We start from the raw sequence: 22300 nt of genomic DNA, 5'->3' as shown, positions 1-22300 counted from the left end.
GCACGATTACACTGCGCCGGTACCCACACTTCCTCGCACGTCCATGACCTCACGCTTTCTCGACGATTTCACCCCTGGCCAGCACTTCACCACCCCGGGCGTCACCCTGACCGAAGCCGACATCATCGATTTCGCCTGGCGCTACGACCCACAGCCTTTCCATCTCGATGTCACGGCCGCCGCCAATTCACCTTATGGCGGCCTGATTGCCAGCGGTTTCCAGAGTCTGGCCCTGTGCTTTCGCCTGTTCATCCAGAGTGGCCTGCTGGCCGAATCGAGCATGGGCTCGCCGGGCATCGATGAACTGCGCTGGCTGCTGCCCGTGCGCCCCGGCGACACGCTGCACGGACGGGTGGAAGTACTGGAAGTTCGGCCGTCGCGCTCGAAGCCGGATCGCGGCATCGCCCGCTTCAAATACCAGGCTGTCAATCAGCACGGCGAAACGGTGCTGTCCTTCATCGTCAATCACCTGCTGCGCTGCCGCCCTGCCTGATCGGTTCGCCGCTCATTTCCTGGCGGCGGCGTCCAGCTGCCGCAAATAAGCCAGCTTCTCGGCAATTTTCGTTTCCAGCCCGCGCCCTACCGGCTGATACCAGCCGGGCTCGGGCATGCCGTCGGGCAGATAGGTTTCGCCGGCAGCATAGGCCTCCGGTTCGTCATGGGCATAGCGGTAGGCATGCCCATGACCCAGTTCCTTCATCAATTTGGTCGGCGCATTGCGCAGATGCACCGGAACCTCACGGCTTTTGTCCTTCTGCACGAAGGCCCGCGCCTGGTTGTAAGCCATGTAACCGGCGTTGCTTTTCGCCGCAACGGCCAGATAAATCACCGCCTGGGCGAGAGCCAGCTCGCCCTCCGGCGATCCCAGCCGCTCGAACGTCGTGGCGGCGTCATTGGCAATCTGCATGGCACGCGGGTCGGCCAGGCCGATATCTTCCCAGGCCATGCGCACGATGCGCCGGGCCAGGTAACGCGGATCGGCACCACCGTCGAGCATGCGCGTCAGCCAGTAAAGGGCCGCATCAGGGTTGGAGCCTCGCACCGACTTATGCAGGGCTGAAATCTGATCGTAGAAGGCATCGCCGCCTTTATCGAAGCGCCGCCCGCTGCTCATCAACGCCTGTGCCACGAATTCACCATCCAGCACCGTCACGCCCGCCGCCTGCGCTGCCCGCTGCGCCTGTTCGAGCAGGTTCAGCATACGGCGAGCGTCGCCATCGGCCAGGGCGACCAGGCGCTCCCGCGCCGATGGCGCGAACTGCAACTCGCCTGGCAGCTCGCTGGCTGCCCGCGCAAGGAGTTGCGCCAGCTCGTCCGCATCCAGGGATTTCAGCACATAGACGGCCGCCCGCGACAACAGCGCCGAGTTCACCTCGAACGAAGGGTTCTCCGTGGTGGCCCCGATGAAGGTAAATAAACCGCTTTCCACATACGGCAGGAACCCATCCTGCTGCGCCTTGTTGAAGCGGTGAATTTCATCGACGAACAGCAGCGTGCGTTTTCCCTGTGCCCGCCAGCGCTCGGCCTGCGCCACAGCTTCGCGCACTTCCTTGATGCCGGAGAACACCGCCGACAGTGCAATGAATTCGCAATCGAATTGCGTCGCCATCATGCGCGCCAGGGTGGTTTTACCGACACCGGGCGGGCCCCACAGAATCATCGAGTGTGGCTGGCCGGCGGCAAAGGCCAGCCGCAAGGGCTTGCCCGGGCCGAGCAGGTGCTGCTGCCCGATCACTTCATCCGGGGTCCGCGGGCGCAGCCGCTCAGCCAGCGGCACGCTGTCGCCCGGTGTTGCAGCAGAGAACAGATCGCTCACTGGTCCTGGCCCGCGGGCAAGTCCGCTATGGCACGGCAACACGCTGCCAGCATCTGCTCCAGGGGCTCGACCTGGGCCAGCAGCGACTCCGTCGCGACATCGCCGCGTACGCCAAGCAGCAATCCGTTCGCCTGGGCAAACAGCGGATCCAGCGCCACGGCACCGGCAGCGCCTTTGAGCGCGTGCACCACGCGCTCGGCTGCGGCGCGATCTGCCGCCTGCAAATGCGCCCGGCACAACCCGCCATCGTCACGATGGCTATCGACAAACAGGCGCAACAACTGCACGGCACGTTCATGCTTGCCGCGCACGCAGGCCAGCAGCTTGGGCAAGTCAAGCCCGGGCACCGCCGCCAGCGCCGCCTCCATCTCCGGGGCAACCCTGGACATCACTGGCGGCGCCTTGGGCGTCTCCGACTGTGCGGTGCCCGCGGGCAACCAGCGCCGCAGGGTGGCATACAGGGCTTCGGGGCTGACCGGTTTGGCGATGAAATCGCTCATCCCGGCCTCAAGGCAGGCCTTGCGGTCTTCGGCGAAGGCGTTGGCGGTCATCGCCAGAATGGGAAGTTCCGCCTTGCCCGGCAACTGGCGAATCCGGCGTGTCGCGGCCAGACCGTCAAGAATGGGCATCTGCACGTCCATCAGGACCAGCGCGAAGTCGCCGCGCTGCACTTCCCGCACCCCGGCTTCGCCGTTATCGACCGATACGGCCTGCAAGCCGACATCTTCCAGCAACGAGCGGGCGACTTCCTGATTGATCGGATTGTCTTCGCAAATCAGCACGGGCGCCCCCTGGGCATACTGACGCAACCAGATTTCATCGGGCACGGCAGGCGTCAGGGGCAAAGCTTCCTCCGCCGGCGCCTGACCGGCAGTCAGCACGACATCGAGCCAGAAGGTGCTGCCCTGGCCCGGCACGCTGCTGCACCCGGCACAACCGCCCATGAGTTCAGCCAGCTGGCGGGTAATTGCCAACCCCAGCCCACTACCGCCATATTCGCGGGTGGTCGAGCTATCGGCCTGTTCGAAGGGATTGAAAATCCGTTCCAGCACCTGCGGCGCGATGCCGATACCGTTGTCAATCACTGAAAAGCGCAGCCTGTAGCTGTCCCCGGTCTGCTCCAGCAACTGCCCGCGCAGGGTGATGCTGCCCAGCGCGGTGAATTTGATGGCATTGCTCAGGTAATTGAGCAAGGCCTGCGACAAGCGGGTGGCATCGCCATACACCCAGATCGGCAAACCGGCCGTATCGACCAGCAGTTGCAGGTTTTTCGCCTGCGCCCGCTCGTGCACCAGATTGAGCACCTGGCTCAGCAGGGCCGGCAAATTGAAATTCCCCTGGGCCAGTTCCAGCTTGCCAGCTTCGATGCGCGAAAGATCAAGCACATCGTTGATCACGGCCAGCAAATGGTCGGCCGAGGCCTGGATCATTTCCAGATGGCTGCGCTGCTCGCGCGCAACATCCTGTTTGAGCAGCCGATGCGTGAGGCCGACGATGGCATTCATCGGCGTGCGGATTTCGTGGCTCATGTTCGCGAGGAAGACCGATTTCGCCCGGTTGGCCAGTTCGGCCTCCATGCTTGCCCGCTCCAGTGCCGCCGTACGCTGGCGGACCAGATCTTCCAGATGATTGCGGTAACGTTCCAGTTCTTCGCTGATTTTCTTGTTCTGCGTCACATCCTGCTTGACCGCCAGGTAGTGGGTGATTTCACCATTGGTCTGCCGGATCGGCGCGATGATGGCGTATTCGTAATACACCCCGCCGGCCTTGTTGCGATTGATCAGCTGCCCGGACCAGGTTTCGCCCCGCAACAGGGCTTCCCACATGGACGCATACTGCTCCTTCGGTGTCAGCCCACTCTGCAGGACGCGCGGATTCTTGCCCAGTACTTCTTCCACCGCGTAGCCGCTGATTTTGGCAAACGCCTGATTGGCGTATTCGATACGCGCTTCGAGATCGGTAATGACCACGGTGACCGGGCTTTGCTCAACGGCCAGCGACAATTTGCGCAACTGCATTTCGCTTTGCGTCCGTGCTTCCAGCACTTCGTGCAGATCGGCCTCGCGCCGAGCCTTTTCCATGGCAATCGAGGCCAGATAGCCGGCAGCAAAGACATATTCACGCAAGGTGGCACTGATCCTGGGCTGGGGCTGGGGCTGGCTCCAGTAGATCGCCAAGGTGCCGAGCAAGCCCCCTTTTCGCGACAGGATCAACGTGCTCCAGCATGCCCCGAGTTGATGTTCCACCGCCAGGCTACGGAAGTTTTCCCAGAGGGGGTCCGTCATCAGATCGCCTACGAACACCGACTGTCCGCGATAGGCAGCGGCGCCACAAGTACCGGATTGTGGCCCGACCGGCAGGCCATTGACTGCCTGGCAATAGCTTTCCGGCAGGCTGCTGGCTGCTGCGTGCTGCAGCGTATGCGTGGCACTGTCGTAGGACATGAAGCAACAGCGCACTGCGGGAATCCGTGCCTCGATACCCTGGCACAAATGCGCCAGCACGGAAGGCAGCGGCACATCGGCAGAAATGTCGGACAGGCCTTCGTTGTTGAATTCCAGACGCCGCTGCTGTTCCCGCTCCTTGGTGATATCGATGAAGGTCACGAGAATCTCGTCGCCCAGCAACACCCCAGCAACTTCCACCGTACGCACCAGTCCATTGGCACAGCAGACGAAGCATTCGAGTGGCGCAATCGTGTTCTGACCGCTGGCGCGCGCCTTATCGACCGCCGCCCGCCATTCGGCATTGACTGCGGCGCGCACCCCCGGGTCAGGGAAGGCGGAATGCGCCCAACTGCGCAGATCGGGAAAATCGCTCTGCACATAGCCAAACAATTGACTGAACGCACGATTCAACAGCACCGGTCGACCGGCGTTGATCCGCACCAGGGGAATGGGGGCATGTTCGAATAGCTGCCGCAGCCGATCCTCACTCTGCCGCAAGCTCTGCCGCTGCGCCAGCCAGGTCGTGGCAGCACTGACCACCCCCTGTAGCCGCCCGTCTTCATCAATCAATGCCAGATGCCGGATGCCACGCGTCTGCATCAGGCTTTCGGCCGCATCAACCTCCATCTCCGGCGACACGGCCACCAGCGGCGTACTCATCAATTCGCCGACAGGGCAGTTCAGCGGCGACTGTTCGCGCAGCAAACGCAGCCAGTCATGTTCCGTCAGGATTCCTGCCGCCTGCCCGGCAACCTGCACCACCAGTGTCGACACGCCGGCAGCGGTAAGCTGTGCCAGTGCCTCGCCCAGCGGCAGTTCCGCATCCACCGTCAGCACATCGCGTGCTGCCAGATCATGCAGACGAAGTGGAATCACGGAATCGGGCAAAATCGTCTCTCGCTGTTGAAATCGCAGGTAAACCTCGATTATATCCCTGTGCCAGCGAATTTACGCGCTATAGTCGCCGCCCAGTGCTGATCCCCGACCTTAAAGACCATGCCGTTCTCCACGCTCGACCCCAACCGCTACACCACACAATTGGCGGAAAAAAAATCAGCTTTTCAGGCTTTGTTTGCCGCTCTGACGCTGCCAGAGCCTGCCGTCTTTGCCTCTGCCAGCACGCATTACCGCCTGCGCGCCGAGTTTCGCGCCTGGCAGCACGACGGCGTCTGGGATTACGCCATGTTCGACCCAGAGAACCCGCGCCAGCCGGTCTTGCTCACGGAGTTTCCCGTTGCCGACGCAGCCATCTGTGCGCTGATGCCGCGCCTGCGCGCCGCCACCCTGCAGTCGCCACGACTCTGCCAGCGTCTGTACGGGGTGGAGTTTCTCGCCACCCTGCGCGGCGACATGCTGGTCACTCTGATTTACCGTCGGCCACTCGACACCGAATGGGAAGACGCCGCCCGCCAACTCGCCGAGACGCTCGGCATTGCCCTGATCGGGCGCAGTCGTGGGCAAAAAATCGTCCTGCAGCGGGACTGGGTGGAGGAAAGTCTGCACGTTGCCGGCGAAACCCTGCACTACCGGCAATACGAAGGGGCCTTCAGCCAGCCCAATGGCGGGGTGAATCAGCACATGCTGACCTGGGCCAGGACGCAAGCGCAGAACCTGGGCGGTGATCTGCTCGAACTCTACTGCGGCAACGGCAATTTCACCGTCGCCCTGGCCCCCTTGTTCGGGCAGGTTCTGGCCACCGAAATGAGCAAGATCTCCGTTGCCGCCGCCGAACACAACCTGACGGAGAATCAGCGACACAATGTCGCCATCGCCCGCCTGGCCAGCGAAGAGATCAGCGCTGCCCTGCAGGGTGTGCGCACGTTTCGCCGTTTACGCGATATCGATCTGACGCGCTACCGTTTCTCGACACTATTCGTCGACCCGCCGCGCAGCGGGCTCGACCCGGCCACTCTGGCGCTGGCCGCCGGATTCCCCAACATTCTCTACATTTCGTGCAATCCGCATACCCTGCGCGACAACGTCGAGGCTCTCGCAGCCAGCCACCACATCGCGGCCAGCGCCCTGTTCGACCAGTTTCCCTACACCCCCCATCTCGAGTGCGGTCTGCTGCTGAAAAAAAACTCCCCGTAAGCCAACACCAAGGCTGGATTCCAGCATTTCCTCAGTTAAACTCGGGCGCATGTCCTTGTTTCTGATCCTTGTTCTACCTTTTCTCGGCAGCTTGTGCGCCGCACTGTTGCCCACCAATGCCCGCAATGCCGAAGCCTGGCTGGCGGGTATCGTCGCAGCTTCCGTCAGCGCCCTGATCCTGTGGCAACTGCCGGCGATTGAAACAAACGGAGCGCTGTATTACGAACAAATCTGGTCGCCAACGCTGAAAATTGCCTTTCAGTTGCGCATGGATGGCTTCGCCTGGTTGTTTGCCCTGCTGGTGGCGCTGATCGGCCTGCTGGTGGTGTTTTATGCGCGCTACTACATGTCGCCGGAAGACCCGGTGCCGCGCTTTTTCGCCTTTCTGCTCGCCTTCATGGGAGCCATGCTGGGTATCGTGCTGTCCGGCAATCTGCTGCAACTGGCGATGTTCTGGGAATTGACTAGCCTCGCCTCTTTCATGCTGATCGCCTACTGGCATCACCGCCAGGATGCCCGCACCGGCGCGCGCATGGCGCTCACCGTCACCGGCATGGGCGGTCTGGCCATGCTCGGCGGCATGCTACTGATCGGCCATATCGTCGGCAGTTACGAAATCGATGCCGTACTGGCGGCCGCAGAACAGATCAAGGCACACGCCTGGTATCCCGCCATCGTCTGCCTGATTGCCCTCGGCGCGCTGACCAAAAGCGCGCAGTTCCCCTTCCATTTCTGGCTGCCGCACGCCATGGCCGCCCCGACACCGGTCTCGGCCTACCTGCATTCAGCCACCATGGTCAAAGCCGGGGTGTTTCTCCTTGCCCGCCTGTGGCCAGTGCTGGCTGGCAGCGATCTATGGTTCTGGCTGATCGGCGGCTCGGGTCTCGTCACCCTGCTCCTCGGCGGCTATCTTGCCCTGCTGCAGAACGACATGAAGGGCCTGCTGGCCTATTCCACCATCAGCCACCTCGGCCTGATCACCCTGCTGCTCGGCATGAACAGCGAACTGGCGCTGGTGGCGGCTGTCTTTCACATCGTCAACCACGCCACCTTCAAAGCCTCGCTGTTCATGGCGGCCGGCATTGTCGACCATGAAACCGGCACCCGCGACATCCGCCGTCTGTCCGGACTGCGCCTGGCCATGCCGCTGACCGCCGCCCTCGCCGGAGTCGCTGCGGCAGCGATGGCCGGGGTGCCGCTGCTGAACGGCTTTCTATCCAAGGAAATGTTCTTTTCCGAGACGGTGATGCTCGCCCGCCCCGAATGGCAACGCATTCTCCTGCCGGTCGTGGCGACACTGGCCGGCATGTTCAGCGTCGCGTATTCCTTGCGGTTCATTCACGGCGCTTTCTTCGGCCCGCCCACCACCGATCTGCCGCAGACGCCGCACGACCCGACCCGCTGGATGCTGCTACCCAGCGCCTTGCTGGTCGCCGCCTGCCTGCTGGTCGGCGTCCTGCCCGGCGCCACCGTCGGCCCCTACCTGCACCTGGCGACCGACGCCCTGCTGGGCGCCCAGGCACCGATTTACGACCTGGCGATGTGGCATGGCGTCAATCTGCCACTGCTGATGAGCCTGGTCGCCCTGTTCGGCGGCATCACCTTGTACCAATTCGTGTTGCAGCCCTATGGCCAGAAACTACCCAGTCTGCGCCAGCTGGATGGCAAGACGGCCTTCACCTGGTTGCTGCGCACGCTCAACGTCACCGCCGATCGCTTGCTGCAACTCATCAGCTCGACCCGCCTGCAGACCCAGATTCTCGTCCTCATTCTGGCCTGCCTTGCGGCGGGACTTCCCTTCCTCGCCGAGCCGCTGCTTCCCGGCACACAGGCCATGCCCTGGCCGCATCCGGCCTTCGTGCTGCTGTGGCTGATGGGCGGAGCATGCGCCTTGGGGGCGGCCTGGTTCGCCAAATACCAGCGCCTGGCTGCCCTGATCCTGTCGGGTGGCGCCGGGCTGGCCACCAGTCTGACCTTCGTCTGGTTCTCGGCGCCCGATCTGGCGCTGACACAACTGGCGGTGGAAGTGGTGACGGTGGTGCTGATCCTGCTCGGTCTGCGCTGGCTACCGCGCGGCAACCCCCCGCCTTCCGGCCGCGGCTCCCTGCGCGCCCAGTTGCGCCGCAGTCGCGATTTCCTGCTCGCCCTGCTTGGCGGTGGTGGCCTGGCCGCCCTTTCCTACGCCATTCTCAGCCGCCCGGCGCCAACCCAGCTGGCCGATTTCTTCACCCAAAACGCGCTACCGCTGGGCGGCGGCCAGAACGTGGTGAACGTCATTCTGGTCGACTTCCGCGGCTTCGATACTTTCGGCGAAATCACCGTCCTGGGCATCGTCGCCCTCACCGTTTACGCCCTGCTGCGGCGTTTCCGACCGGCACCGGAAAGCACGCTCCTGCCGGCACAACAACAACTACAGGCGGCCGAGGCACCGACGCCTTTCAGCCAGCAACTGGGCGACAAGTTGCCAGCCGGCTACCTGATGCTACCGGCAGTTCTGGTGCGCCTGCTGTTGCCGATGGCGGTCCTGGTGTCGCTGTATTTCCTGCTGCGTGGTCACCACGAACCGGGCGGTGGCTTCGTCGGCGGGCTGATTTTTGCCACCACCATCATCCTGCAATACCTGATCAGCGGCATCGGCTGGCTGGAGGCGCGCCTGCGCATCCGGCCGGTGTACTGGATTGCCTGCGGTCTGCTGGCAGCCGCCAGCGCGGGCTTGCTGGCGACCTTCAATGGAGCGCCGTTCCTCAAATCCCAGGGCTGGCATGGTGCATTGCCCTGGTTGGGCGAAGTACACCTATCTTCCGTACTCTTGTTCGACCTGGGGGTGTACATGCTGGTCGTGGGTGCCACGGTACTGATCCTGATTGCCATCGCCCACCAGACACTGCGAACCACCGCCGCCCGCACTGCAGCCGGTCAGGAGGCACGCCAATGGCACTGATCTTTTCCCTGGCCATCGGCATCATGGCCGGTGCCGGCATCTACCTGCTCCTGCGCCCACGTACTTTCCAGGTCATCATCGGCCTTTCGCTGCTGGGCTACGCGGTGAATCTGTTCATTTTCGGCATGGGCCGTCTGCAAACGGGCGTACCGCCGATCATTACCCCAGGCAGTGCCGCGCAGTACGCCGACCCGGTGCCACAAGCCCTGGTGCTAACCGCCATCGTCATCGGCTTCGCCACACTCTCGCTCTTTCTCGTCGTGCTGCTTGCCGCCCGGGGCCTGAGCGGCACCGACCACGTTGACGGCAAGGAAACAGACGAAAACTGACGCCATGGCTTTCCTGCTGACACACCTTCCCATCCTGCCCATCCTGTTGCCCATGCTGGCCGGCACGCTGCTGCTCTTCTCCAGCGACAGCCGGCATGGCCCGCGCCTGGCCCTGTCCATTCTCGCCCTGCTGGCGCAATTCGCCATCGCCCTGCTGCTCCTCGCCGGCAGCGATGGCCGTCTCACCCTGCCGTGGACGGAATCAATCGGGGTCTACGCCCTCGGCGGCTGGGTCGCCCCCTTCGGCATTGTCCTGGTCGTGGACCGCCTGTCCGCCATCATGGTGCTGCTGACCGCCACCCTCGGCCTAGCCGCGCTGGTCTATTCGGTGGCACGCTGGGAAAAGGCCGGCGTCCATTACCTGCCACTGTTCCAGTTCCTGCTCATGGGCCTCAATGGCAGCTTCCTCACCGGCGACCTGTTCAACCTCTTCGTCTTTTTCGAGATCATGCTTGCCGCCTCCTACGGGCTGCTGCTGCATGCTTCCGGCGGCCCGCGCGTGCGTGCCGGCCTGCATTACATCGTGGTCAATCTGGTCGCCTCACTGGTCTTCCTGATCGGCATCGCCCTGGTGTACGGCCTGACCGGGACCCTGAACCTGGCCGAACTCCCGCTGCGGATCGCCGCACTACCGGCCACCGACCGCGCCCTCTTCAACAGCGCCGCCGCCCTGCTCGGCGTGGTGTTCCTGACCAAGGCCGCCGCCTGGCCGCTCAATTTCTGGTTGCCGGCGGCGTACGGTCACGCCGTCCCACCGGTGGGTGCGATTTTTGCCATCCTGACCAAGGTGGGGGTCTATGTGCTGCTGCGTCTGGGCGTACTCTTTCAGGAGAGCGGTAGCCCGGCGCCGGCACCGTTCGGTGGCGACTGGCTGTTCTACTGCGGCCTGGCCACCATGTTCAGCGGCACCCTCGGTGTCCTCAGCAGCCAGTCGCTGGACCGGCTGGCGGCGTTTTTGGTCGTTGTCTCCTCCGGCACCCTGCTCACCGCCTTCGGTTTCACCGGCACCCTGCTCACCGGGCCGGCCATCTACTATCTGGTCAGCTCGGTTCTGGGCGGCGGCGCCTTCTTCATGCTGATCGAAATGGCAGAACGCAACCGCCGTGTCGGCGCCGATCTGCTCGCCATCAGCCAGGAGGCTTTCGGGGTCGAATTGCACGACGAAGACACGCCCGACGAGCAGGTCGGTGTCGCCATTCCCGCCGCCACGGCCTTTCTCGGCCTCTCCTTTGTCGCCTGCGTGTTGCTGCTCACCGGTTTGCCACCGTTGTCCGGCTTCGTCGGCAAGCTGGCACTGCTGGGAGCGGCACTGGCTTCGCTACCGGCGGCCCCCCTCATCCACACCGGCCTGTTCATCGCGGCCCTGCTCATTTCCGGCCTAGCCGGGTTGATTGCCCTGTCGCGCCTGGGCATCCGCGTATTCTGGGACATGGCCCGCCCCACCCCGCACCTGCAATGGCTGGAGGCCGGCCCGGTCGCCTTCCTGCTCACCCTCTGCCTCGGTCTGGCCCTGCTGCCGGAAGAGCTGCTCGCGCTGGCCGAGGCCGCTTCACGCAGTCTCTACGACCCCGCCGACTACATCGGCGCCGTACTTTCCCCAGTGCGAGGAGGCCAGCCATGAGACTTGGCCTGGTCCCCCTGCTGCTCGCCTTCTGGCTGTTGCTGAATCAATCGCTGGCACCGGGACACTGGCTGCTCGGCCTGCTCTTCGCCGTGGTCGTCGCCGCCTTGGCAAAACGCTTACGCCCCCTTGGTGCCCGCCCAAAGCGGCCGCTGCTGGCAGTGCAACTGCTCTGGCACGTCTTCTGCGATATCGTCCGTTCCAACATCGCGGTCAGCAGCATCATCCTGGGTGCCCCGCACCGGCAGCCCCGCATCGGCTTTCTCGACATTCCGCTCGACCTGCGTGATCCCCACGCACTGGCCACGCTGGCCATGATCGTCACCGCCACCCCGGGCACGGTCTGGGCGGGGCACGACCAGGCAAACAACATCCTCACCCTGCACATTCTCGACCTGCAGAACGAGAGCGTCTGGATCCACACCATCAAGGAACGTTACGAACGCCCCTTAAGGGAGATTTTCGAGTGAACATGCTACTTCCTGCCGCACTCTATTTCGCCCTCTGCTGCTTCGGCATCGCCGTCATTTTCGCCACCGTCCGACTGTGGCTGGGCCCTTCGGCGCAGGATCGCATCCTGGCGCTCGACACCCTGTACATCAACGGACTGCTGATCATCCTCACCCTGGGGATGGAACTGGGTTCGCTGCTGTACTTCGACATTGCCCTGCTGATTGCCCTGTTTGGTTTTGTCGGCTCGGCCGCGCTGGCAAAGTTCTTGCTGCGCGGTGAACTCATCGAACCGTAGAGGACTGCTCATGCCCTTATCCGAACTCCCCCTCTGGTTTGCCCTCCCCGCCGCCCTGCTACTGATCCTGAGCGGCCTGCTGACCCTGATCGGCTGCCTGGGCCTGCTCCGGCTGCAGGATTTTTACGCCCGCATCCATGCACCCACCCTGGGCACCACGCTCGGTGCCGGCGGGGTGCTGCTCGCCTCGATGCTGGTGTCCTCGGGCCTGAGCGGGCGCTGGGTCATCCATGAAGTAGTGATCGGCCTGTTCCTGGTCATGACGGCCCCGGTCACCACCTTGCTGCTGATGCGCGCAGCGCGTTTCCGTGAGCGGGCACACCTGGTTCGCCCCCCGGAACGGCAGGAAACGAAACGGTCTGCAGAGGAGGACACACCATGATGGCCGCCGCCCCCAGGCCCCCTCTGCTCGTTGCCACTGATTTTTCCCCCAGCGCCAACCTGGCAGTGGATCGTGCTGCCCTGCTGGCAGCCCAGCACGACTGGCCGCTGCATCTGGCGCATGCCATCGCCCCGGGCTTCCTCGATGAACTGCAGCGCCTGCTGACGCCACAGGTACCGGCAATTTCCAGTTCCCTGGTCGGAAAAGCCATGGCCGAACTGCAGACTCTGGCCAACGATCCGCGCCACACGCACGGACTGGACACCGACTGCCATGTCCTCCTGGGCAAACCTGTCGACGCCTTGCTACAGCACGCCAGCGATCTGTGCAGCCCTCTGCTCGTCGTCGGTTCTCGCGGCGAAACCAGCCTGCGCCATCTGACCGTGGGCTCCACCGCCGCCCGCCTGCTGCGCAAAAGCAGACAGCCGCTGCTAGTCGTCAAAGGGGCGGCGACAACGCCCTACCAGCATGCCCTGGTCGGTATTGATTTTTCGCCGAGCTCGCTCGCCGCGCTGCGCCTGGTGCGCCAACTCGCCCCCCAGGCCTGGCTGACCCTGCTGCACGTGCTGGAACTGCCTTTCGAGGGAAAAATGCGTTACGCCGGCGTTGACAGCGACATCATCCAGCAATACCGCATCCAGGCACAAAACAAGGGGATGCAACAGCTGCGCGAACTTGCCGAGCGCGAGCAGATTCTGCCGGAAAACAGCACCCTGCTTGCCCTGCACGGCAACGCTGCCGGCCTGATCCATGAAATCGAAAGCAACCAGGACTGCGATCTGATCGTCCTCGGCCGGCGGGGCAACCAGCTGGTTGAGGAATTGCTGATCGGCAGCACGACACGTTACGTGGTCGACGAATCACGGGGTGATGTACTGGTCTCGGTGTAACCCAGCATATTCCATAAAAAAATAACAAGATGCACCATAGTTCTTAATTAGTAATTAAGGGCGCGCTACAATGCGCCCCATTCGTTTGTGGACACCTTGCAATGAGCGCCTTCGATCTTATCCCCCCCCCTCTCTCCCACCTCGACTGGCTGGAAGCCGAAGCCATCCACATCATGCGCGAAGTGGCCGGCCAGTGCGCCAATCCGGTGCTGCTGTTTTCCGGCGGCAAGGACTCGATCTGCATGCTGCGCATCGCCGAGAAGGCCTTCCGCCCCGGCAAGTTCCCCTTCCCGCTGCTGCACATCGACACCGGCCACAACTATCAGGAAGTGGTCGCCTTCCGCGACAAACGCGCTGCTGAACTGGGTGAACGCCTGATCGTGCGTTCGGTCGAAGATTCGATGAAGCGCGGCACGGTCGTCTTGAAGCACGAAGGCGAATCGCGCAACAAGCACCAGTCGGTGACCCTGCTCGAAGCCATCGAGGAATTCGGCTTCGACTGCTGCATCGGCGGCGCCCGCCGCGACGAGGAAAAGGCCCGCGCCAAGGAACGCATCATGAGCTTCCGCGACGAATTCGGCCAATGGGATCCGAAGAACCAGCGCCCGGAACTGTGGAACCTCTTCAACGCCCGTACTCACAAGGGCGAGAACATCCGCGCCTTCCCGATCTCCAACTGGACCGAAATGGACGTCTGGCAATACATCGAGCGCGAAAAGCTCGAACTGCCGTCGATCTATTTCGCCCACAAACGTCCGGTGGTCATCCGCGGGTCTGGCGAAACTCGCGCCATCGTGCCGGTCAATGTGCCGCTGGTTTCCGGCGAGCTGACCAACCTGCCGAAGGCAGGTGAAGAAATCGTCGAAAAGCTGGTGCGCTTCCGTACCGTCGGCGACATCTCCTGCACGGCGCCGGTCGAGTCGGATGCCGACACCGTCGGGAAAATCGTGCTGGAAACCGCCACCACCACCATCACCGAGCGCGGCGCCACGCGTCTGGACGACCAGACCAGCGAAGCCTCCATGGAACAACGCAAGAAAGAGGGTTACTTCTGATGACCACCCGCGAAAAAATCCAAGACCACGGCCTGCTGCGCTTCCTCACCTGCGGCAGCGTCGACGACGGCAAAAGCACCCTGATCGGCCGCCTGCTCTACGACACCAAGGCGGTACTGGCCGACACCCTGCAAGCCATTGAAAAAACCTCGCAGAAACGCGGCCTCGGCGCGGTCGACCTGTCGCTCCTGACCGACGGCCTGCAAGCCGAGCGTGAGCAAGGCATCACCATCGACGTCGCCTACCGCTACTTCAGCACCGGCACGCGCAAGTACATCATCGCCGACGCGCCGGGCCACGAGCAATACACCCGCAACATGGTCACCGCCGCGTCCACCGCCAACCTGGCCATCATTCTGGTCGATGCGCGCAAGGGTGTGCTGACACAGACCCGCCGCCACTCCAAGCTGGCTGAGCTGGTCGGCATCCCGCACCTGGTGGTGGCGGTCAACAAGATGGACCTGGTCGATTATTCCCAGGCCCGCTTTGAGGAAATCCGTGCCGACTACCTCGCCTTCGCCGAAAAACTGGGCATTACCGACGTGCGCTTCATCCCGCTGTCGGCGCTGAACGGCGACATGATCGTCGAACGTGGCGAGGCACTGTCCTGGTATCAGGGCCCCACCCTGCTGGAAACCCTCGAAGCCGTGCCGGCGGCACACAGCGAGCACGCCGAACCCTTCCGCTTCCCGGTGCAATACGTCTGCCGCCCGCAGGACTCGGCCAACCCAGAGCTACACGATTACCGCGGCTTCATGGGGCAGGTCGAATCCGGCCATATCCAGGTTGGCGATGCCGTCACCGTGCTCCCCAGTGGCCTGCAATCGACCGTCAAGGCGGTGCAGATCGGTGGTGTCGACATCGGCAAAGCCACCACCGAGCAGTCGGTGACCCTGCTACTGGCCGACGAGATCGACTGCTCGCGCGGCGACATGATCGTCAAGAGCGCCGAAGCGCCGGCCACGGTCAAGGAAATCCGCGCTACCTTGTGCTGGCTCGCCGAAACACCGCTCGACCGCAATCGCACCTACCTGATCCGCCACACCACACGGGAAACCAAGGCCAAACTGACCAGCATCGCACATCGGCTGGACGTGAATTCACTGGAAAACCTGCCGGCTGAAAAGCTGGCCATGAATGACATCGCCGAAGTCAGCTTCAAGCTCGCCCAGCCACTGTTCATCGACCCCTATCGGGACAACCGCGCCACCGGTGCTTTCATCGTCATTGATGAAAGCAACAACAACACAGTGGGGGCGGGAATGATTGCGTAGTGATTCCGCAGGCGGCGCTTCACCACAGAACTTTACACTGACAGCACAAAAATTAGCCTGGAGACGCTTAACTACGTATATTGTTGCGGCCATGAAAATTCTGCGACTACTTGTTGCGTTCTGCGCGTCTCTCCCTCTCCTTCCGTTCTGCTCTGCCAACGCACTCGCCGCCACCGATATCGCCCTCTACTACGGGCAGCACATCCCGCTCAAGGAATTCCGTGTTTTCGACACCATCGTCGTCGAACCCGACCACGGGCACGACCCTCTCGTCTGGCGCGCAGCGGACACCGAGCTTTACGCCTATGTCTCGGTGGCCGAGGTACACGCCAGCCGCCCTTACTACACGAGCATTCCGGCTCACTGGAAATTAGCGAAAAACGCCGACTGGAACTCTGAAGTCATCGACCAGACGCCGCCCGAGTGGCCGGAGTTCTTTGCCAACGAGGTTATCGCTCCGCTCTGGAACAAGGGCTACCGCGGCTTCTTTCTCGACACGCTGGATTCCTACCGGCTGCTCCCGGATTTCAATGAGCAGGCGCAGCAGCAGGGGCTGATCCGCGTCATCGAAACGCTGCACAAGCGCTTTCCGGGGATCGCCCTGATCCTCAACCGGGGCTTCGAGATCGTCCCGGCCGTCAAGGACAAAATTCGCATGGTGGCCGCCGAATCCCTGTTCCGTCGCTGGTCGGCGGGCGGCGCACGCTACGACAAAGTACCCGAGGCGGACCGCGAATGGCTGCTCGCCCAACTGAACACCATTCGGCAGCGCGACGGTGTGGAAATCCTGGTCATCGACTACGTGCCACCGCACGAGCGCCAGCTGGCGCGCGAAACCGCCGACAAGATCCGCGCGCTCGGCTTCACCCCCTGGGTAACCGACGCCAAACTAGAAAGCATCGGCGTCGGGCGCATCGAGGCCGTGCCGCGCCGCGTACTGATCGTGTACGACAGCAAAGAATCGCCCTCGCTGAATTACTCCAACGCCCACCGCTACCTGCAACTGCCACTCAACCACATGGGCTACGTCGTCGATTACGCCGATGTCCAGAAACCACTGCCCGACGAGATTTTCGGCGACCGCTACGCCGGCGTCGCCACCTGGTTCTCCGGCAGTATTGCGGCAGGCAGACAGCGTCCGCTCATCCAGTGGCTCGGCAAGCAGATCGAACAGCGCATGCCGCTCGCCATCATCGGCGACCCCGGTTTTCAGGTGGATCGCGGCTTTGCAGCGCGGCTCGGCCTGAAAACGACGGACGCCCAAGCCAAGCAGCCGCTCAACATCAGCCAGCAGCACGCCATGATCGGATTCGAAGCCCCGCCGATGGTATCGCGCCATGACGCCCCCACCCTGCAAGCGGCTGGGACGCCGCCCGAACAGACCCTGCTCGAACTGCGCGACGCCGGTGGTCAGCGTTATCTGGCCGGTGCCATCTTGCCCTGGGGCGGCTTCATTCTCGACCCTTTCGCCCTGATCGAAGTCCCTGGCAGCGATCAGGCGCGCTGGGCCATCGACCCCTTTGCCTTCCTGCAAAGCGCGCTGCGCCTGCCGGCGATACCCATCCCGGACACCACCACCGAAAATGGCCGCCGCCTGTTCTTCTCCCACATCGACGGCGACGGTTTTCCGTCGCGCGCCGAACTGCCTGGCAGCCCGTTCGCCGCCCAGGCGCTGCTCGACGAAATCCTCAGCGCATACCGGATTCCCACCACCGTCTCCGTCGTCGAGAGCGAAGTGGCCCCGCATGGCCTGTACCCCAAGCTCAGCCCGCAGCTGGAGGACATCGCCCGCCGCATCTTCCGCCTGCCGCACGTCGAAATCGCCAGCCACACTTGGTCGCACCCCTTCGTCTGGGATACCAGCGTCACCGGCGTGACCGGCAACAAGAACCGCGAAGAAGGCCTCTACCATCTCGACATTCCCGGCTACACCTTCGACGCCGTGCGGGAAACCGTCGGTTCGGCGGCCTACATCCGCGACCGTCTGGCCCCACCGGGAAAACCCGTGAAAATCCTGCTCTGGTCGGGCGACACCGCCCCCGGCGCCGATACCCTGCGGCTCACTGAACAAGCCGGGCTGCTCAACATGAACGGCGGTGACACCTCGATCACCCGCGCCAATCCGAGCCTGACCGCGGTAGGCGCGCTGGGCATCGAGAAATCCGGCTTACTCCAGGTTTACGCGCCGATCACCAACGAGAACATCTACACCAACCTGTGGACCGGCCCCTACTACGGCTATGAGAAGGTCATCGAATCGCTCGAAATGACCAACGCGCCACGCCGCCTGAAGCCGGTCGACATCTACTACCACACCTATTCGGCAAGCAAGCGCGCCGGGCTCAATGCCCTGCACAAGGCTTTCGCCTGGACGAAAACGCAGGAACTGCACCCGGTATTCGCTTCCGAGTTCATCCGCAAGGTGCAGGATTTCCACGCCATCGCCATCGCCCGCGACAACGGCGGCTGGCGCATCCGCGGCAACGGCCAGTTGCGCACCCTACGCTGGAACGGCGGGGCGCCCCGCCTCATCGACGCCGTCTCGGTTGCAGGCTACAGAGACGGCAGCGAAGGCTGGTACATCCATCTGGGCGACGGCGCAGCATGGTTCGCGGCCGACGAGAAAAAATCGGACGCCGCGCCATCCAGGCCTTTTCTGCGCGACGCCAACGCCCGCCTGAGCGATTGGCAAGCCACGCCGACCCGTCTGGCTTTCAGGCTGAACGGCCATGTGCCGATCGAATTCAGTCTGGCCAACCTTGCCGGCTGCACCGTCCGCATCGACGGCAAGCAGGCCGCGCCCGGCCGCAGGAAAACACAGGACGCGCTGAGCGTTCACAGCTTTGGATCCCCCCATGCCAGCGCCCGCGTCGAAGTCGATTGCGCGCGCTGAAACGCGCCCGCTGCTCGCCCCGCTCTGGCTGATCGCGTTATTGGCCAGCATCGTCGGCGCGGCGCTTTTCCTGCTCTACCCGCGTACCGATCTAGAGCGCCGGCTGGCACGGATGCCGGAAAGCGACCTGTCGGCCGCCTACGTCGCCAACCTGCTGCGCAGCGACCCGAACAACCCGACGCTGCGCCTTATTCTCGCCCGCCGTCAGGCAGCGCTCGGCCAGTTCTCGCAAGCGCGTACCACCCTGCAACCGGCGCTCAGCACGAAGGATCAGGGCGTCCACCAGCAGGCGCTCTGGGTGCAGTGGGAACTTACCCTGCACGATTTCCGCAGCACCGCGACGACGAACGCCGTCGCCCGCAACGCCCTGCGTACAGATCTGCTGCGCCAGCTCACCACGCTCAGTGAACTGCCGCTGCCCGCCGATCAGAAAATCCAGCTGGCAAGCACCGCCTATTTACTGCAACAGCCCGCCCTCGGCAACCAGTTGTTCCAGGACATCGCGCAGACGCTCGACGACCCCAAAAAGGCCGGCCAGCTCTATCAGGAAGCCGCCAGCAAGGCTCTCGCCAACGGCGATTACCGGGGCAGCGCCGCGCTGCATCTGCTGGCAAGGAAGAACGCGAGTGATCCGGCCGAAGCGCGCCGGCATTTCCACCAGGCCCTACGTATCCTGCAATCCGGCAATCTGCTCGAAGAAGCCCTGAGCATGGGCGAGCGGGAAATCGGTCCGCTCGCCGACGACCCGGAAACCCTGCTTCTCATAACCCGACTGGCGCGCGCCGCCGGCCGCCCGGACGTGGCGGAACGCTACGTGCGCCATCTACTCAAACTTGCCCTGCTGCAACAGTGGCGCGCTCTGGAAATGGCCCGCGCCTGGGGCGACGGCAGCTTGCAGAAGGCGTCGCAACAGGCCAAAGCCAGCGGCCCCGGCATCGCCTTCGACGACAATATCTATACCCTAGGCTACGAGGTTTTCCTGGAAAACCGCAAACTTGAAGACGCTTGGCGGGTGGCCGATTCCGCCGTGCGGCAGGCGCCCGGAAACCAGGCCTGGCGCGAACGGCTGGCGCAGGTCGCCGAGTGGACGGGCCGTCCGCAGCAAGCTCTGAAAAACTGGCTTGCGCTGGCCCAGTCCGGCTACGGCGAAGCCGCCTGGGACAGCGTCCTGCGGCTGGCCCCCGGCCTGTTCGACGACAGCGCCCTGATTCCCGCCCTGCACCACCAGATCACGCGACGGCCGGGCGATTTCCGACTGGTGCGCGAACTCGTCGCCGCCTATGAGCGGCAGGGCAACCCGCAGGCAGCCATCCAATACATGCAGCGCCTGACGCAGAACGCGCGCCATCCGGCCCTGCCCGACGCCCTGCTGCTCCTGGCCGAACTGGCCGAGCGCGACGGCGACCTCGATCTTGCCCTGGCAAACTGGGAGCGCCTGTTCGCGCAACCCGGGCAACTCACCTCGGCGCGCGCCCTGCGCGTCGCTGTCATCCTGCTGATACGCGGTCGCCACGCGGAAAGTCTGACCTGGCTGGAACGCGCCCGCGCGCAGGCCGGCCTGGAAACGGAGGATGACGTCGAATACTGGCGGCTCAACGGACAGTTGTCGGCAATGCTCTACCGGGACGAGCAGGCCATCGACGCCTTCCGCCGCCTGATCGACGCCGACAAGGCCCAGCCGGCCGATTTCGACGCCTTGATCCGCCTGCTGGCCGACGACGCGCCGCTCGATGCCGCCCGCGTCGCCGCTCACGCCTGGGACAAATTCGATTCGCCGGCACATCTCATCCAGGCGCTGAGCCTGTACAGCAACCGCAACCACTGGACGGAAATCGGCCAGCTCATGCGCCGGCTCGACAGTCAGCCGGGCGCCACGCGGCACGCCTTGGCTCCGCTGCGCGCCAACCCGGAATTCCTGCGGCTGCTCGGCACTTACCAGCAAAACGTCGGGCAATTTGCGCTGGCCCGCCGCAACTTCGAAGCCGCCCTGCAACTGGCCCCGGACTCCGCCCCCCTGCAGCAGGCGCTACTCTGGCTGCACATCGACACCAACGACGCCGTCTGTCTGCGCAAGCTGCTCGCCACCCACGAAGCGCGCTGGGCGCAGGACCCGTCCATGCACGACTCGCTGGCCGCCAGCTATCAAGCGCTTTCCTTGCCGCAGGTGGCGCTGCAACGCTATCTGAAACCGCAGGCCGCGGCGCACCGCGACGATCTGTTGTGGATGATGAACTATGCCGACGCGCTCGATCAGAACCAGCAGAGCGATCTCGCCTGGCGTCTGCGCCGCCAGCTTCTGAGCGAGGAATGGCAGCGGACCGGCAAGCAGCGCGAATCCGCCCGCCGGCAGTGGCTGTCCGAGGAAGGGCTGGAAAAAACGCGGCAAATCGCCCGTACCCGGCTGATGCTGACGCAGCGTCCGGGCGATGCCGGTATCGACGTTCTGCGCGAATTGCTGCGCCTGGATCGCACTGAAAGCGACAGCTTCTCCAACGCCGCGGCGGAAACCGCCATCGGCTGGCTGCAAGACAATGCCGAATATTCCGCCGAGCGCGCCTTTCTCTGGCACCAGTACGCCAGGGCGCACGGCAACCGGGCCAACCGCCCGCTCTGGGCGGAAATCACCGTCGCCCTAGCCGAACGGGATACGGCGGCGACCGGGCAGTTACTGGAAACCTTCGACGAGCGCCTGCCACGCTACGACCGGGTCAATGCCGCGCGCGCCGTCGACGACCTGCGCCTCGCGCAGACCGCCGCGTTCGAGGCGCAAACCGACCAGACCGACGACGACGCGACGCATCTCCAGCTGACCGAAACCCTCCTGCAATTCAGCGACCACGCCGGTTTCACCCTGGGCCGCAACGATTTCGACTCGCTCGAGGAAACCCACGCCACGACCACCTGGCATCTGGCCATTGACCCGCGGCTGGCGCTCGACGTCGAACTCGGCCAGATCATGCGGCAGGCGGTGAAGAAGGAAATCATCCGCGCCGCGCCGGACGAAACGCTTTTCAGCAGCCGCCTCTCCTGGCGCCACCCGGACGGCGAAACCATTTTCCTGGTGGAGCGGCGCGACAGCTTCGCCAGCTACACGCCACTGCAAATCGAGCACGAGCAGCGCATCGACGACCGCCTCGCGCTGCGCCTGACCCTGGGCAAGGACATGCCGAGCCAGGAAAGCCAACCCCTGCGCATCGCCGGCATGAAGGATTTGGCGCGCGCCAGCCTGCGCTACCGCCCCACCCGGCTGGACCAGATCATCGCCGAGCACTGGCGCGAGGACTACCGCCTGCAAACCGGCGCGAAACTGGGCGATGGCCGCCACACCAGCCTCACCTACGCCCATACCTTGCGGCAGGAGGCACGTGACCTCGAATTTTCCGTGTTCTGGTCGAAGCACGAGTTCGACCGCGTCGGCAGCTACCAGGGCTTCAAGACGCGCGACGCCCGCATCGAACGCTACTATCCGCGTGATTTCATTTCCTCCGGCGGCAACCAGCCGCCCGGCCCGGATTACTTTCTGCCAGACAATTTCAGCTTCTACGGCATCCGCTTGTCCACCGATATGCGCTACGAACGCGAATACACCCGCGCCACCCGCCCCTTCGCCAGCATCGCCCGCACCTGGCACAGCATTCTCGGCGCCGGTTACGATCTGCGCCTCGGTCTTGCCGGCAGCGTCCTCGGGGCCGATCATCTTGCCCTCAGTTTCGGCATGGGCAAGGCCGGCACCCAGACCAACGCGCCCGTGCGCGACCTTTTCCTGAACTATCGAATTCATTTCTGAACTTCACGCCCAAGCTTTCACGTCTA

15 protein-coding genes are annotated in these 22300 nt (G+C 63.8%); 13 read left to right on the top strand and 2 right to left on the bottom strand.

The window, feature by feature from the left end:
- The first annotated feature begins 43 nt into the window (after window positions 1–43).
- Entirely contained in the window at window positions 44–493 is a 450-nt protein-coding gene (locus tag JYJ39_RS10780; protein ID WP_205204271.1) for a MaoC family dehydratase, read from the top strand.
- A 12-nt stretch (window positions 494–505) separates the two neighbouring features.
- Here the strand turns inward: JYJ39_RS10780 and JYJ39_RS10775 are convergent, their stop codons facing one another.
- A complete protein-coding gene (locus JYJ39_RS10775; RefSeq protein ID WP_205204269.1) occupies window positions 506–1816 on the bottom strand; it encodes a replication-associated recombination protein A in 1311 nt (436 codons plus the stop codon).
- A complete protein-coding gene (locus JYJ39_RS10770) occupies window positions 1813–5139 on the bottom strand; it encodes a PAS domain S-box protein (RefSeq protein ID WP_205204267.1) in 3327 nt (1108 codons plus the stop codon). Before JYJ39_RS10770 ends, JYJ39_RS10775 begins: the two co-directional genes overlap by 4 nt.
- 120 nt (window positions 5140–5259) lie before the next feature.
- Here JYJ39_RS10770 and trmA point away from each other — a divergent pair, with 120 nt between their 5' ends.
- The 12 genes from trmA to JYJ39_RS10710 all read left to right on the top strand — a co-directional run bounded on the left by trmA (window position 5260) and on the right by JYJ39_RS10710 (window position 22274).
- Window positions 5260–6354 carry a tRNA (uridine(54)-C5)-methyltransferase TrmA gene (gene trmA, locus JYJ39_RS10765; protein WP_205204265.1) on the top strand — a complete coding sequence of 365 codons (1095 nt, stop codon included), beginning with the start codon at window positions 5260–5262 and terminating at the stop codon, window positions 6352–6354.
- 49 nt (window positions 6355–6403) lie between these two features.
- The gene (locus JYJ39_RS10760; RefSeq protein WP_205204263.1) at window positions 6404–9295 is read left to right on the top strand and encodes a monovalent cation/H+ antiporter subunit A; all 2892 of its coding nucleotides are present in this window, start codon (window positions 6404–6406) and stop codon (window positions 9293–9295) included.
- Window positions 9286–9624 carry a Na+/H+ antiporter subunit C gene (locus tag JYJ39_RS10755; protein ID WP_205204261.1) on the top strand — a complete coding sequence of 113 codons (339 nt, stop codon included), beginning with the start codon at window positions 9286–9288 and terminating at the stop codon, window positions 9622–9624. Before JYJ39_RS10760 ends, JYJ39_RS10755 begins: the two co-directional genes overlap by 10 nt.
- A 4-nt stretch (window positions 9625–9628) precedes the next feature.
- A complete protein-coding gene (locus tag JYJ39_RS10750; RefSeq protein ID WP_205204259.1) occupies window positions 9629–11245 on the top strand; it encodes a monovalent cation/H+ antiporter subunit D in 1617 nt (538 codons plus the stop codon).
- On the top strand, window positions 11242–11715 hold the full coding sequence (locus JYJ39_RS10745; RefSeq protein ID WP_205204257.1) for a Na+/H+ antiporter subunit E: 474 nt from the start codon (window positions 11242–11244) through the stop codon (window positions 11713–11715). The genes JYJ39_RS10750 and JYJ39_RS10745 overlap by 4 nt, the downstream gene beginning before the upstream one ends.
- 2 nt (window positions 11716–11717) lie before the next feature.
- On the top strand, window positions 11718–11993 hold the full coding sequence (locus JYJ39_RS10740; protein ID WP_240189634.1) for a K+/H+ antiporter subunit F: 276 nt from the start codon (window positions 11718–11720) through the stop codon (window positions 11991–11993).
- A 10-nt stretch (window positions 11994–12003) separates the two neighbouring features.
- Window positions 12004–12375: a monovalent cation/H(+) antiporter subunit G gene (gene mnhG, locus JYJ39_RS10735; RefSeq protein WP_205204252.1), complete on the top strand. Its 372-nt coding sequence runs from the start codon at window positions 12004–12006 to the stop codon at window positions 12373–12375.
- Entirely contained in the window at window positions 12372–13265 is an 894-nt protein-coding gene (locus tag JYJ39_RS10730) for a universal stress protein (protein WP_205204250.1), read from the top strand. Before mnhG ends, JYJ39_RS10730 begins: the two co-directional genes overlap by 4 nt.
- Before the next feature lie 101 nt (window positions 13266–13366).
- Window positions 13367–14320 carry a sulfate adenylyltransferase subunit CysD gene (cysD, locus tag JYJ39_RS10725; RefSeq protein WP_205204248.1) on the top strand — a complete coding sequence of 318 codons (954 nt, stop codon included), beginning with the start codon at window positions 13367–13369 and terminating at the stop codon, window positions 14318–14320.
- Window positions 14320–15594, top strand: a complete 1275-nt coding sequence (gene cysN, locus JYJ39_RS10720) for a sulfate adenylyltransferase subunit CysN (RefSeq protein ID WP_205204247.1) — start codon at window positions 14320–14322, stop codon at window positions 15592–15594. Before cysD ends, cysN begins: the two co-directional genes overlap by 1 nt.
- 91 nt (window positions 15595–15685) lie before the next feature.
- Window positions 15686–18487, top strand: coding sequence for a bifunctional glycoside hydrolase 114/ polysaccharide deacetylase family protein (locus JYJ39_RS10715; RefSeq protein ID WP_205204246.1), 2802 nt, complete (start codon window positions 15686–15688; stop codon window positions 18485–18487).
- Window positions 18450–22274 carry a tetratricopeptide repeat protein gene (locus JYJ39_RS10710; RefSeq protein ID WP_205204245.1) on the top strand — a complete coding sequence of 1275 codons (3825 nt, stop codon included), beginning with the start codon at window positions 18450–18452 and terminating at the stop codon, window positions 22272–22274. The genes JYJ39_RS10715 and JYJ39_RS10710 overlap by 38 nt, the downstream gene beginning before the upstream one ends.
- Window positions 22275–22300 lie beyond the last annotated feature (26 nt).

This window comes from Azonexus hydrophilus, from assembly GCF_905120355.1.
Lineage (GTDB): Bacteria > Pseudomonadota > Gammaproteobacteria > Burkholderiales > Rhodocyclaceae > Azonexus.
This window is presented reverse-complemented; position numbering and strand designations above follow the sequence as displayed.

Bases quoted from the DNA above. Each gene is read 5' to 3' on its own strand.
- trmA (WP_205204265.1), top strand. From the start codon at position 5,260: ATGCCGTTCTCCACGCTCGACCCCAACCGCTACACCACACAATTGGCG.
- JYJ39_RS10740 (WP_240189634.1), top strand. From the start codon at position 11,718: ATGCTACTTCCTGCCGCACTCTATTTCGCCCTCTGCTGCTTCGGCATC.
- JYJ39_RS10715 (WP_205204246.1), top strand. From the start codon at position 15,686: ATGAAAATTCTGCGACTACTTGTTGCGTTCTGCGCGTCTCTCCCTCTC.
- JYJ39_RS10745 (WP_205204257.1), top strand. From the start codon at position 11,242: ATGAGACTTGGCCTGGTCCCCCTGCTGCTCGCCTTCTGGCTGTTGCTG.
- mnhG (WP_205204252.1), top strand. From the start codon at position 12,004: ATGCCCTTATCCGAACTCCCCCTCTGGTTTGCCCTCCCCGCCGCCCTG.
- cysN (WP_205204247.1), top strand. From the start codon at position 14,320: ATGACCACCCGCGAAAAAATCCAAGACCACGGCCTGCTGCGCTTCCTC.
- JYJ39_RS10750 (WP_205204259.1), top strand. From the start codon at position 9,629: ATGGCTTTCCTGCTGACACACCTTCCCATCCTGCCCATCCTGTTGCCC.
- JYJ39_RS10730 (WP_205204250.1), top strand. From the start codon at position 12,372: ATGATGGCCGCCGCCCCCAGGCCCCCTCTGCTCGTTGCCACTGATTTT.
- JYJ39_RS10710 (WP_205204245.1), top strand. From the start codon at position 18,450: ATGCCAGCGCCCGCGTCGAAGTCGATTGCGCGCGCTGAAACGCGCCCG.
- JYJ39_RS10755 (WP_205204261.1), top strand. From the start codon at position 9,286: ATGGCACTGATCTTTTCCCTGGCCATCGGCATCATGGCCGGTGCCGGC.
- JYJ39_RS10760 (WP_205204263.1), top strand. From the start codon at position 6,404: ATGTCCTTGTTTCTGATCCTTGTTCTACCTTTTCTCGGCAGCTTGTGC.
- JYJ39_RS10780 (WP_205204271.1), top strand. From the start codon at position 44: ATGACCTCACGCTTTCTCGACGATTTCACCCCTGGCCAGCACTTCACC.
- cysD (WP_205204248.1), top strand. From the start codon at position 13,367: ATGAGCGCCTTCGATCTTATCCCCCCCCCTCTCTCCCACCTCGACTGG.